The following is a 14,232-nucleotide window of genomic DNA, read 5'->3' on the forward strand; positions in this document are numbered from 1 at the left end:
CCCTAAGCTATTAATCATTATCACTATAATATTCCCAGATAATTAAATTCCCCTCTTGAGAGGGGCTAGGGGTGTGTCTTAAATGAAATAAAATATTCTTATAAAATTCCAAATGTGATAACGTATATTAAAACAACTCTTTTAATGATATTTTGACCAAAAATACATAGAAAAAAAAAGCTCTCATAAAATGAGAGCTTTTTAATTTTAAATATTTAAAAAAAACCTAGTTTTTCATAATCTTATAAGTTCCGAAGCTTCCTCCAGAAATTACTTTTACAACATAAGTACCAGTACTTAATTGGCTCATATCGATTGTTTGCTTGTTAGTGTTTGGAGTAACGCTAATTACTTCTTGTCCTAATAAGTTCACAACAGAAATATGATCAATTGCTTGCTTGTACTCTACGTTTAAGATATCATTAGTTGGGTTTGGATATAAACTTAATCCTTCTAATACGTTTTCACCAACACCAATCACATCAGGATTAGTTACAGGCTCGTCCGTTTCGATTAACTCAATATCATCAATAGTTAAGTAGAACGCGATAATATCAGACTCTAAGTGGATTCCGATTGAGTTTTGTCCACTCTCTAATGGAGAGAAAACAGCACTATACTCAACGTACTCAGTGTTATCTAATACTTCGTCCTCATCATCTCCTTGTGTAAATCCAATTGGATGACCTTCATAACTTTCAACATCTCTAGTAGTTCCGAACCATGCAGAGAATTGGAATCCAGCAAATCCTGAAGTACTATATTTGAATTTCAACTTATAGTTCTTGTCTTTATCTAAGTTGAAGTAAGGAGTTTTTAACCAAGCATTAGAATCATAATCGAAAGCTAAGTAGTTTGATCCACTATTTGCATGTCTATTGAAAGTAGCTTCTTGGTCTAATGACATGTAGTATTGACCTTCTGCATCCATACACTCAGGAATGATATTCACACCTACTTCTTCCATATTTTCGAAATCTTCAATCCATGGTAAGTCTGTAATAATTCCACAAGCAGTTTGTACTGTTGAAGGATCACTCCACTCACTTTCGTTGATATTATCTTCACAAACTGATCTTACGTAGAAGTCATACTTAGTGTTTGCATCTAAATCAGTGAAAACATAGAATAAATCTGTTGTTTCAGTCCAAGTAGTTGGTAATCCAGCTCCAAATGGTACGTAAGCAACATCATAGTTTCCAACGTTTGCAGGATCTTCCCAGTTTAATGTTACAGTTACATCTGAAATATCAGTCGTAGTAATATTGATTACAGCTGGACAGTTAGGAGTTTTGATGAATTTAACATCATCAATTGTTAAACTAGTTCCATCTAATCCATCAATACTTGGAATATGCCATGCAAAATATCTTATTCCAGTCATTGAAGATAAATCAATCTCCATTTGCTCAAAATTGATATTTGTATATCCTTCATCATTTGAGTTTAATGGTAATAATACTGAAATATTATTTGTAGCATCATTTCCATCAGCTCCTGGAGTATATAAATCGAAGTTATTTGTTTCAGAAACTAAAATCTGGAAGTTGTCTCCTTGAATTTCAGAACCTGATTTATGCTTGAATCTTAAGATATCATCTCCTGTTAAGTTAACAGCTGGAGAAATTAAGAAATCATCATTGTTTCCATTATTTAAATCTGTTTTGATAGAAGCAGCTTGATCTCCTTCAGAGAATGCTTCCTCAAAATTCATATCCCACTCATCAGAATCTCCATTAGCATTTAATACTGTCCAACAAGTTTCAGAAGCAGTATATGAGTTAAATCCTTCTAAGTATGGAATATCATAGAAATCACCACAAGGTGTCATGAACGTAAATGGTCCAGTCCAGAAACTTTGATCATCATCACTACAGTAGTCTCTTACATATACTTCATATAAAGTAGCAGGAGCTAAAGTATTAGCAGAATAGTTAGTTGCATTATGTTGAGAAACTGTTGGAGTAGCATCTCCTGCAGGATCATCATAGTTTGCAGTTTGGATGATAATATCCCAAGCTGATGCATTTCCTTCAGTCCAAGAGATATCTGCAGATGTAGCAGTGATATTTTGTACATCTAAATCCGAAGGTTGAATACAAGTTGGTGCAATTCTTACTTTAAAATTATCAACATAGAAGTTCACATCATCTGAGAAATTAAAAGTAATTACATTTGATACAAATGCAAACTTCACAACTCCAGAAATTCCTGCTAAATTCTCAAAATGATAATCTCCAGTATTTGAAATAATTGATGTACTATCCCAAGTCTCAAGACTAGTCCAAGTTTCACCTCCATCATTTGAATATAATAAATCTACTGTTTGTTCTGCACCTAGAACACCTTCATCAGTATTGAACCAATTTGTTAATGCATAATCAAATACTACTTCATGATCTTCTGTATCAGGAATTTCGATATTAGGTGAAATCAACCAATTTAAACCTGCTGAATAAACCTCGATTCTAGCTGATTGACCAAAACTATGTGTAGGATCATTAGCGAAATCATCATTTACCCATGAAGAAGATCCAAAGTTTTCAGGTCCATCTGTTAAAGAACCTCCTGATGCTTCTTCCCAACATTCTGGTAAATATTCATCGAACTGCTCCGTATATTCTGGAGTATAATTAGCACACGGAGTAGAGAAGTAATAAGGTCCAGACCAGTAACTAGCATCAGTATCAGAACAAGTAGATTGTACCCAGTATTCATAATCTGTTAAAGCATCTAAATCTGTTAATTCATAAGTTGTTTCTGTTAATCCTTCTGCTGTTAATTCTGTAGAATCCGTAGGTTCTCCAGTTCCAGCAGGTTGAACAACAACATCCCATGTAGTTCCATTTTCACCTTCCCAATCAATAGTAGCAGTAGTTCCAGTAATATTATTAGCAGTTAACTCAGTTGGTTGTAAACAACTTGGAGCTAATTGTACTTTGAAGTTATCTACAAAGAAGTTAGATGTAGATCCCCATACTTCTTCGTTTGCAAAAAATGCAAATTGTACAACTCCATTAATATCTTCTAAATAAGCGAAGTCTTCTTGTCCTAAATTAGAAATAGAAGAGTCATGGTCATACGTATTTAATGTATTCCATGTTGCTCCTAAATCTGTAGTATATAATAATGTGATAGAATATCCATCAGTTAAAGTAGTTTGGTTTGTTCCAAAATCAGTTAAAGCAACATCAAACCTTACTTCATGTAAATCACCAGCTGGAATATCAAAATAAGGAGAGATTAACCACCCTTTTCCTCCATTACCAGACATTTCAATTTTTGCAGCTTGACCATTTTCATTAGTTCCGTCATTTGCAAAATCTCCTTCTTGCCAATCGTCATTTAAGTTAGTATTTTCAGGCCCATCAGTACTGTTTCCTCCATTACCTTCTGTCCAACAATCTGGTAAATAAGTTCCAAAATCTTGAGAATAATCTGGAGTGATATTATCACACGGTGTAGCAAATACAAATGGTCCAACCCATACAGATTCTTGATCATCTGCACAGTTTGATTGGATATAGTATTCGTAAGATGTATTTGAATTTAATCCTGTAGCATTATAAGTTTCTGTAGCATGTGCTTCTACAGTTGGTACAGTAGTATCATCTGGTGTTCCTGCTCCTTCTTCTTGAAGTACAATATCCCAATTTAATCCATCATAACCTTGCCATTCTAAATCAGCAGAAGTTGCTGTAATATTTGAAGCCGTTAAGTTAGCTGGTGTTAAACAGTCTGGTGCTAATTGGAATTTAAAGTTATCAACGAAGAAATCACTATCTTCTGGACTTCCATTTGCTAAAGTTACAAATGCAATTTGAACAGGCCCTGTAATTTCATATAAATATGAACTAAAGTTAGATCCTGTATTTGAAATCGGTGTTGAAGAATCAAAAGTATTTAATAATACCCAATCCGTTGTTCCTTCTAATTTATATAAAACATAAACAAATTGATTTGCTCCTAATTCTGATTCATTTGTACCAGCAAAGTTTGTTAATGCAAAATCATAATTTACTTCATATGTAGATCCATCATCTGGAATTTCAACAAATGGTGCAATTAACCATTGGTATCCTGAAGTACCATAAATATTCTCTCTTGCAGCTTTTCCGTTAGCATTAGCAGTATCATTTCCAAAATCATCTTGTGCCCATGAAAAACTACTATCATTTGCTGGTCCTTCAGTTAAACTTCCTTCACTTCCAGTTTCCCAACAGTTTGGTAAATAATTCTCAAAATCCTGAGTATAAGTAATGTCAAAAACAGCACATTCTGTAGTAATAGTGATTGGTCCTACCCAATAACTTTTATCATCAGCAGCACAAATATCTCTTACATAAATATCATAATCTGTTGCAGGAGCCATTCCTGTTACTGTATGAGGGTTATCAGTTGTTTCTGTTACGTTTGTTGTTGCATCTTCTGCAGGGAAAGGTGACCCAGCAGTTACAAAAATAACATCCCAAGTAGCTGCTCCTCCAGTAGTCCAAGAAATTTCTGCAGTAGTACTAGTTATAACTCCTGAAGCTAAATTAGTAGGAACTGGACATGTTGGTGGAGTTCTTACAGCAAAATTATCTACGAAAACATCATTATCTCCTGAAGCTGTTGAAGCAACATCAGCAAAAAATGCAAATTGTACAACTCCTGTATAAGAAGTTAGCGGGAAAGTTAAGTTTGGATTTTCATTATCAATAGTTGATTCATTATTCCAAGACTCGATTATTTCCCATGATGCTCCATTATCAGTTGAAATCAATAAGTATAAAGTATGACCTTCTCCAAATGTACCCTGTGATGTTGCTGCATATGGTGTAATAGCTAAATCAAAGTTTACTTCATAATCATCAGCAGTTACATCAAAAGAAGGAGTTAATAACCAATTTTGATTATTTGTGCTATACATATTAGTTCTCGCTGCACTTCCATTTGCGTTTGTTCCATTAATAAAATTAGTTTGTCCCCAGTTAGAACTAGTATTAGCTCCAGGTCCATCAGCAACTGATCCTCCACTTCTCTCTTCCCAACAAGATGGTAAATAAGAAGCGAAATTTTGATTATAATAAGGTACAATTGTAGCACAAGTTGTTTCGAATGCTATTGGTCCTGCCCAAATACTTTTTTCATCATCTGAACAAATATCTCTAATATAAACTTCATAAGAAGTTACACCAGCTAAATCCATTGGATTATAAGAAGCTGTAGTTTCAACTACAGTACCTGTAGATTCCTCTGTTGGAGCATCAGATCCTGCAACTTGTACAATAACTTCCCAAGAAGCTGCTCCTCCAGTAACCCATGTAATTTCAGCTGAATTTCCTGTAATATTATCAACATCAATTTCAGTTGGGAATGGACATGCATATGGTGTAGAAACTGCTTTAGGAGTCCAAGGACTCTTATCATCTTCAGCACAAACATCTCTTATATATACAATATATGAAGTATTTTCAGTTAATGAGTTTAATTCAAAGTTTGAATTATTTAAAGCTTCTGTTCCAGTAGCATCGTCTCCAGGAGCTTCTGCTGATGCTTCTAAAATAATTACTTCCCAAGCAGATGCTCCACCAGTTTCCCAACTTACTTCAATAGAAGTAGCTGTAATATTAGAAAATGAAACTCCTGATGGTGCAGGACATGTAGGTGGTGTAAATGAGAATTCTTCAGAAACCTCTAATTCAGTTTCTTCATCTGTAAAAGTAGAAGTTGTATCTAAATCTTCACCATTATCAGGAGATTCTCCTCCATTGTTTGCGATTAAAATAGTTCCTGAAGGATCTGTTAATTCGTAAACTGTTCCGTCCCAACTATCTCCATATTTATCGAATGCATTGATATAAAGTGTTGTTCCTTCTGGAATACAAATTTCAAATGGCTCTCCGTCATTAACTGAATCAGTTGTTCCAGCGTTTGCTCCGTATTCACCTTCATCATCAGTTCCATAAGATTGATCCCATATTACTTCTCCTTCACCATTAGGCTGATCCGTAATACTCATCCATTTTTCTCCAGGATAATTTCCTCCCGAAATCGTTAAAAGAACTGTAGTTTCTCCATCAGGACACTGTGCTTGTGCATTCCAATTAAACACAGTGAGCGTGAGTAGAAAAATCAATAAAGTAATTTTTTTCATAAAAATTATTTGTTTTAGGATTCTTAAATATTTATTCGCTAAAAATATGTATATTTTTTCTGTTAAAATAATTATTTTAATAAATCGTTAAATTTTTATTTATTGACTAATTTATTAAGACAAATTTAATATTTACATTTATTACAACCTTATTTTTTAAAATATACTCAAATAACATATTACCTTATTAGATATTTAGTTAATACAAAAGCTTAAAACATTATCATAATTTCAACAAAAAATCTCTTTTTATAGTTATTTATTTACATTTTTTTAATTTTTAAAATATAATAACAAAATACTGAAAACATATAATCATATATAACAAAAAAGGGTTTCCAAAACTGGAAACCCTTTTATCTATTATTGAAGTACTTATTATTTTTTCTTCTTTTGCTGCGCTTGTTGTTCTTGCGCTTGCTTCATTGCATCTTCAAGACGTTGCTTAAACTTAGATTGTTTCTTAGGTTTTTGCTTATTTTCTTGAATTTGAGCATGAATTTTATCTTCATTAATAATGTAGTTTTTAATCACAAACATAATGATGATTGTTAATAAGTTTGATACAAAATAATACAAACTTAACGAACTAGCATATAAGTTGAAGAATACCAACATCATGATAGGTGAGAAATACATCATCATCTTCATCATTTTTTGCATATCTGGCATTCCTTCTTGCGTAGGTTGTTGCATATTCATTTGCTGACTTTGACTCATTCTCATGTAGAAGAAAATTGCAATTGCAGCTAAAATTGGGAATAAACCTACGTGATCTCCATAAATTGGAATATTGAATGGTAACTGTAAGATTGAATCATAAGATGATAAATCTGGTGCCCATAAGAATCCTTTTTGTCTTAAATCAATATTCGATGGGAAGAAACGGAATAAAGCAAAGAAAATCGGCATTTGTAATAATGCAGGAATACATCCAGCCATCGGGCTTACTCCAGCCTTACCATATAATTTCATGGTTTCTTGCTGACGCTTCATCGCATTTTCTTTTCCAGGAAGTTTATCGTTAATTTCTGTAATTTCTGGACGAAGTACTTTCATTTTAGCACTAGATAAATAAGACTTATATACTAGTGGTGACATAATGATACGTATTACAATCGTCATTAAGATAATTAAGATTCCGTAGTTGATCCCTAACCCTTGTAATACATCGAAAATTGGATAGAAAATATATTGGTTAATTACACCAAAAATTCCCCAACCTAAATCTACGATTTCATAGATATTATAGTTGCTATATTTATCTTTTAATAAATTATAATCGTTTGGTCCGTAGTACCATTTCATATTATAATTTAACTCTCCTCCATTTAACTCTAAAGGAGTAATCATTGCGAAATCTTTCGTAATTGTAGTATCTGTTTCTACATCTTTAAAAACATTTGTACTTTCTAACTCTGCAGTTGTAAAAGCTTTATCCGTAATTAAAATTGTAGAGAAGAAATGTTGTTTAAATCCAACCCACGTTACATTTTCTTCTTTTTCGTTATCGTCTCCACCAACTGATAAATAATCTACTTTGTCTCCATCTTTTTCATAATAAAGAGCAGTATGTTGGTTTTCGTACTTCATACTCTTTTCGTGACGTAAACCTTCTGCTTTCCAAGTTAAATTGATTGGTTGTGAAGTATTGAAAACATTTCCTAAACCTTGAGAACGAATTGAGAAATCTACCATGTAATCATTTGGCTTCATCTCATAACGATATTCTAAGAATTGCGTTTCAGAAACTCTTAATTTCATAGAAAGTACTTGATTCTCTCCACTTTTTGTAAGTGTTGGCTCAAAGTATAAATCTTCTGAATTTAAAGTTCTGTTATCTGAAGTTTGAAAACTTAAGTTAAACTTAGCACTTCCATCTTTAATTAAATATAAAGGTAAAGAATCATAAGTTTTATATGTTAAAAGTTCTGCTTGATTGATAAAACCTCCTTTGTTAGAGATATCAAACTTCACTAAATTATTTTTTAACTCTGTAGTTTTATCTTCAGCTTTTGTTGCACTATATGCAAAATGTCCTAGTTCTCCTTTTGCTTTTTCTATAGCTAAAGAATCAGGCATATCTGTAAAAGATGCCGTTTTCGGACTTGTTATTTCTTTCTTCGAAGCAGCAATAGAATCTTGTGCTTTTGCTTCTTTCGCTTGCGCTGCTAGTTCTTCTTCTGATGGTTGATTCATGTAAAAGAACACCAACATTAATCCAAACAGTAATGTAAATCCTAACAAGGATTTTGCGTCAAATTTTTTTTCCTCCATTTTTTAATATTAAATTTCAAAAATCGAAATCACTATAACTAAGTGAAAATCGGTGCAAAGGTACATAAAATAGAATGATATTGAAGTATTTTACACTCGTTTTTCAAACCGATGATTTTCAGACCTTTTTCTACAAATAAGAAGCTTTTTTTTGAAAAATGTTACACTAAATAAAAAAAGCTACCAAAATTTGATAGCTTTCTTTCTTGATTTATGCTTTTGCTGGAATGTTTTTTAATATTTCTAATAAGAATTTCCAGAATTTTTGTGCTGACTTTACCTCTGCTCTTTCATCAGGGGAATGTGCTCCACGAATGTTTGGACCAAAAGAAATCATATCCATTTCTGGGTAATTTGTTCCTAAAATCCCACACTCTAATCCTGCGTGACAAGCAACAACATTTGGTTTACTATCGAATAATTCCTCATATAATCCTGTCATTACTTTTAAGATAGGAGAATTTACATTTGGCTTCCATCCTGGGTATGAACCAGAAAATTCTACTTCAAATTTAGCTAATTCAAAAACTGCTCTTAAATCATAAGCTAAATCCATTTTTGTAGATTCTACAGAAGAACGAGTTAAACATCCAATTTTAATAGAACCATCTTTTACAATTACTCTTGCAATATTATTTGAAGTTTCTACTAAATCTTCCATATCTGGACTCATTCTGTAAACTCCGTTGTGCGCTCCGTAAATTGCTAAGATTAATAATTTTTTCGCTTCTTTAGTCATTACTTTTTCAGCAGCTTCAACCTCTTCGAAAGTAATTTCTAAGTTTTCTTCTAAAGTAGCAAATTCAACTTTAATCGTATTTGCAATTTCTGTTGCGTTTGCTAGGAAAGTTTCTTTATCACTAACTACAACTTTAGCAAAACTTTCTCTTGGAATAGCATTTCTTAGACTTCCTCCATTGATTTCAGAAACTTGCATCACATCCATTGTCGCATATAAAATACGGTTCATGATTTTATTTGCATTTCCTAATTCTTTGATGATATCCATTCCAGAGTGACCTCCGTTTAAACCACGAACAGCAATATCGAAAGTTGTTCCGTTTGCAGATTCTTCTGTATAAGATTTTGTAGCAGTAATATCAACTCCACCTGCACATCCCATATCGATTTCATCATCTTCCTCAGTATCTAAGTTCAATAAGATTTCACCTGTTAAATAACCAGCTTCTAATCCCATTGCTCCAGTCATTCCTGTCTCTTCATCGATCGTGAAAAGTGCTTCAATAGCAGGGTGTGCAATATCTGTAGATTCTAAAACACTCATAATTGCAGCAACCCCTAAACCATTATCAGCTCCTAAAGTTGTTCCTTCTGCAGTAACCCATCCATTTTCTACATACATTTTGATTCCTTCTGTGTCGAAATCAAAATCTGTATCTGCATTCTTTTGGTGAACCATATCTAAGTGCGATTGCATCACAATTGTCTTACGGTTTTCCATTCCTTCTGTAGCAGGCTTTTTGATAATTACATTTCCAACAGGATCTACAACAGTTTCAAATCCTAATTTATTACCAAAATCCACCATAAATTGAATTACTCTTTCTTCTTTTTTCGAAGGTCTAGGAACAGCATTTAAATCTGCAAAATTGTTCCATAAAGCCTTAGGCTCTAAGTTTCTTATTTCTGCACTCATTTGTGTATTTTTCTTTTGTTAAAATCGATTCAAAGGTACGGATTTTTAGCATATTGAAAGTTGGAAAATAGAAGGTTTTTTTATCTTGGGGTTTCCCCTCTACCCTTCGACTCCGCTCAGGGTACGGGTCGGGCTTTCCGTTTCAAGTTTTCCTTTTTCAAAAAAGAATTTCTAGGCAATACGTGGGCTTCCTCCGGTCGCCTCCGTTCACCAAGAAATTCTAAATTTTGAAAAATAAAAAGCTTTCCACTGCAATCCCTAAACTAAAAAATAACAGATTTGAAAAATATGTTAATTTGATATACTGATAATTTTAATATTTTATTTTCATATACTTGCAAATAAAATGAAAATGAAATTAATTTTTAAAAATATATTATGAAAAAAACCTACTTATTTTTTTTACCCTTATTCTTCAGTACTTTCATATTTGCACAAAATATTGTTTTTGAAGATGAAAATTTCAAAGATGATTTAATTTATGAATATGTTGCTGATCTAACAGGAGACGGTGAATATAATTCTAGTGTGGATACTAATTTTGATGGAGAAATTTCAATAGAAGAAGCTGAAGCTGTAAAAGGAATTCAAATCCTATCTGGGTATTTTGATTCAGTGAATGAATTAACATATTTTACAAATATTAAAATAATAGAATTTGATACTGTAGATGTTAATAGCATGAATTTAACAGGATGTGATGCATTAGAATCACTAATTTTAACAAATATATCTGGTTTAGAAAATTTAAGCTTACCTCAAAGTACATCTTTTAAGAAAATGATTTTAAAAGGGAATTCTATTTCAATTGATACAATAGATTTTTCTTACAATACATCTTTAAAACATTTAGAAATTGATAGTAATAATTTTCCTCTAGAAGAATTAGATATAACTCAAAATGTATTATTAGAATTTTTAAAATTAGAAGGTGATAAAATTGAAACTTCAGTACTAGATTTAACTCAAAATGTAAATTTAAAACACCTTAGCATAAGGGGAGATGAAATAGAAATAACAGAGCTAGATCTAACTCAAAATACACTCCTTGAATATTTACATTTATTGGATTTGAATATAACAGAACTAGATTTAACCCAAAATACATTAATAAATGATTTGTATTTATGGGATTTAGATATAACAGAATTAGATTTAACTCAAAACACTTTGATAGTAGATTTATTTATAGAGAAAATTATGGTATCAGAATTAGATTTAACCCAAAATATATTGTTAGAAAATTTATTTTTAGGTGTATATATTAGTGATTCTTCCCCTAATTCATTTTTTCATTTAACTGAATTAAATCTATCTCAAAATACTCAACTAAAAAAGTTAGACTTATATCGTATAAGAGACCTAGAGTCTTTAGATCTGACTCAAAATACATTATTAACTAATTTAAAATTATATGAAGTTTATAATCTTAACTATTTAGATTTGACTCAAAATACAATGTTGAAAGATTTAAATATTAATGGTGCTGATATATCGGAATTAGACCTAACTCAAAATATACTTTTAGAAAAGCTATGGTTTAATGCATCACTGTTCAACAATACATTATCAGAGCTAGATTTAACTCAGAACACTCAATTAAATGATTTAATTTTAGAAAGGTTAGATATTATTGAATTAGATTTAACCCAAAACATATTATTAAATAGGCTTTCCTTAAAAAGGATAGATATTGAAGAATTAGATGTGTCTCAAAATATTTTATTAGAAAAATTATTTTTAGATCTTACTCAAAATATAACTTCTCTGAATTTAAACCAAAATGTAAATTTAAAGAAGTTAAATACTTTTTATCATAATCAAATAAAAAACTTATACATAAAAAATATAAATTTCACACATGAAAATTTTATAAATTCTGAGTTAGAATATCTATGTGTTGATGAAAATAAAATAGATTATTACCAAGAAAAATTATTAGATAAAAATAATACAACATGTATAGTTGATTCTTTTTGTGCTTATAATCCATTAGAAGAAACTTATAAAGTAAAAGGAGAGGTTAATTTCTCATACACGAGTGATTGTGAAAATGAAGGTGAAGCAATTCCGAACTTTAAATTTGAAATTACTGATGGAGAAAATACAGGGGTATATATTTCTGATCAAGATGGAAATCATTCTATTTATTTAAATGAAGGAACTTACACAATTATCCCAAAAAACGAAAACTCGGAATATTTCATATTTTCACCAGAAAGTATTGAAGTTACTTTTCCAAATGATAACAATTCAGAGACAATTATTCAAGATTTCTGTTTACAACCAAATGGAGAAATTGACGAATTGGAAATTTCAATTATTCCAATAGATATAGCTCGTCCTGGTTTTGATGCAGATTATAAAATTGTTTATAAAAATATTGGGAATACAATTCTTTCAGGAGAAATTAATTTTAATTATGATGATTTAGTTTTAGATTTTGTAAGTACTAATCCAATATATGAATCAAACTTCACTGGAAATTTGACTTGGTCCTTTGAAAATCTATTACCTTTTGAAAAAGGAGAAATTTTTATCACATTAAATTTAAATTCTCCTCAAGAAGATCCAGCATTAAACTCAGGTTCAATTTTACCTTATACAGTAATCGGAAGTTTTGCTTTAGATTCAGATTCACCGCAAACTGTTTCTCATGAAATAGAGCAAGAAGTCGTTAATTCTTATGATCCAAATGATAAAACTTGTTTGGAAGGAAAAGTAATAGACGAAGAATTAATTGGAGATTATATTCATTATAGAATTCGTTTTGAAAATGAAGGTACAGCAAGTGCTGTAAACGTTGTTATAGAGGATGATTTAAACCCGGAAATGTTTGATGTTTCAACTTTGGAATTGATTGATTATAGTCATTCTTGTGAAGTAAGAGTTGAAGGAAATAAAGCTACATTTTTATTCCAAAATATATTTTTACCATTTGATGATGCAAATAATGACGGTTATGTAGTTTTCAAAATTAAAACTTTAGACACTTTAGAGTTAGAAGATATTATTAAAAATACAGCAGAAATTTTCTTTGATTTTAATGATGCAATTGTAACTAATACAGAACAAACGCATGTTGGAATATTAGATATAAATTCATTTGAACAAAATCAAAAAATTGAATTATATCCGAATCCAGGTAAGAATTTAATTAAAGTAGAAAGTGAATTTGAATTAGAAAAACTAGAAATTTTCAATTTGCTTGGAGAATCTATTATTGCTGAAGAATTAGAACAAATAAATGAATATTCTTTAAAAGTAAATGAATTAAAATCTGGAATTTATTTTATTTCGATTTCTACAGCTTACGGAACTAAAATGATAAAATGGATTAAAGAATAAAATCTATAACTTTTTAAAAGTTATAAATCTTCTTGTTTTAAAGAAATAAAAAAGCCTTATAAAAATAATTATAAGGCTTTTTAAGTTTTTTTATTTTTCCAATCTTATGCTTCACCAATAGTTCTTTGAGTAATATTGTAAACTCTTTCAAATTGTTCTTTTAATCCCATATCTGAATTATCGAACTCGATAGCATCTTTTGCTTGTTTTAAAGGAGAATCTGATCTTGTAGTGTCAATATGATCTCTTGTTTGTACGTTTTTCAATACATCTTCATATTTCACATTTTCACCTTTATCTAAAAGTTCTTTATATCTTCTCTTCGCTCTTTTATCTGGAGATGCTGTCATGAATAATTTAAGCTCTGCATCTGGGAAAACCACAGTTCCGATATCTCTTCCGTCCATCACAACTCCTTTATCTTTCCCCATCTCTTGCTGTTGGCTCACTAAAACTTTACGAACATCTGTAATAGCTGCAACTTTACTTACCAACTGAGAAACTTCTAATCCTCTAATTTGCTTTTCAATATTTTCTCCGTTTAAATACATTTCAGAGAAACCAGCTTCTGGATTGAAAACAAATTTAAGTTTGATATTTGCTAATTCTTTAACTAAACCTTCTTCGTTTAACGATTCTGTAGAAACATAATCATTAATCATCGCAAAATAAGTTACTGCACGATACATCGCACCAGTATCTACATATACGTATCCTAACTTTTTAGCCAATTCTTTAGCGATTGTACTTTTTCCTGTTGATGAAAAACCATCGATTGCAATTGTTATTTTTTTACTCTCCATACTCAATA

The 14,232-nt window shown here is 31.0% G+C and carries 5 protein-coding genes; 1 reads left to right on the forward strand and 4 read right to left on the reverse strand.

What is annotated here, in order from left to right; all coding sequences use genetic code 11:
• Positions 1–226 precede the first annotated feature (226 nt).
• From I0K12_RS01260 to I0K12_RS01270, 3 genes are all read right to left on the reverse strand, one after another.
• Entirely contained in the window at positions 227–6,139 is a 5,913-nt protein-coding gene (locus I0K12_RS01260; protein ID WP_196885085.1) for a fibronectin type III domain-containing protein, read from the reverse strand.
• A 378-nt stretch (positions 6,140–6,517) separates the two neighbouring features.
• Complete coding sequence (gene yidC / locus I0K12_RS01265) at positions 6,518–8,416, reverse strand: membrane protein insertase YidC (RefSeq protein ID WP_196885086.1); 1,899 nt, start codon at positions 8,414–8,416, stop codon at positions 6,518–6,520.
• A gap of 211 nt (positions 8,417–8,627) precedes the next feature.
• Entirely contained in the window at positions 8,628–10,073 is a 1,446-nt protein-coding gene (locus tag I0K12_RS01270) for an aminoacyl-histidine dipeptidase (RefSeq protein WP_196885087.1), read from the reverse strand.
• A gap of 378 nt (positions 10,074–10,451) precedes the next feature.
• Between I0K12_RS01270 and I0K12_RS01275 the strand changes: the two genes are divergently transcribed.
• On the forward strand, positions 10,452–13,421 hold the full coding sequence (locus tag I0K12_RS01275) for a T9SS type A sorting domain-containing protein (protein ID WP_196885088.1): 2,970 nt from the start codon (positions 10,452–10,454) through the stop codon (positions 13,419–13,421).
• Between the two features lie 104 nt (positions 13,422–13,525).
• Here I0K12_RS01275 and cmk read toward each other — a convergent pair whose 3' ends face one another.
• Positions 13,526–14,224, reverse strand: coding sequence for a (d)CMP kinase (gene cmk, locus I0K12_RS01280; protein ID WP_196885089.1), 699 nt, complete (start codon positions 14,222–14,224; stop codon positions 13,526–13,528).
• Positions 14,225–14,232 lie beyond the last annotated feature (8 nt).

The sequence above is a fragment of the Aureivirga sp. CE67 genome (assembly GCF_015767245.1).
Classification (GTDB): Bacteria; Bacteroidota; Bacteroidia; order Flavobacteriales; family Flavobacteriaceae; genus Aureivirga.

Excerpts from the sequence above, each read along its gene's own strand:
- I0K12_RS01260 (WP_196885085.1), bottom strand. The coding sequence starts at position 6,139 with ATGAAAAAAATTACTTTATTGATTTTTCTACTCACGCTCACTGTGTTT.
- yidC (WP_196885086.1), bottom strand. The coding sequence starts at position 8,416 with ATGGAGGAAAAAAAATTTGACGCAAAATCCTTGTTAGGATTTACATTA.
- I0K12_RS01270 (WP_196885087.1), bottom strand. The coding sequence starts at position 10,073 with ATGAGTGCAGAAATAAGAAACTTAGAGCCTAAGGCTTTATGGAACAAT.
- I0K12_RS01275 (WP_196885088.1), top strand. The coding sequence starts at position 10,452 with ATGAAAAAAACCTACTTATTTTTTTTACCCTTATTCTTCAGTACTTTC.
- cmk (WP_196885089.1), bottom strand. The coding sequence starts at position 14,224 with ATGGAGAGTAAAAAAATAACAATTGCAATCGATGGTTTTTCATCAACA.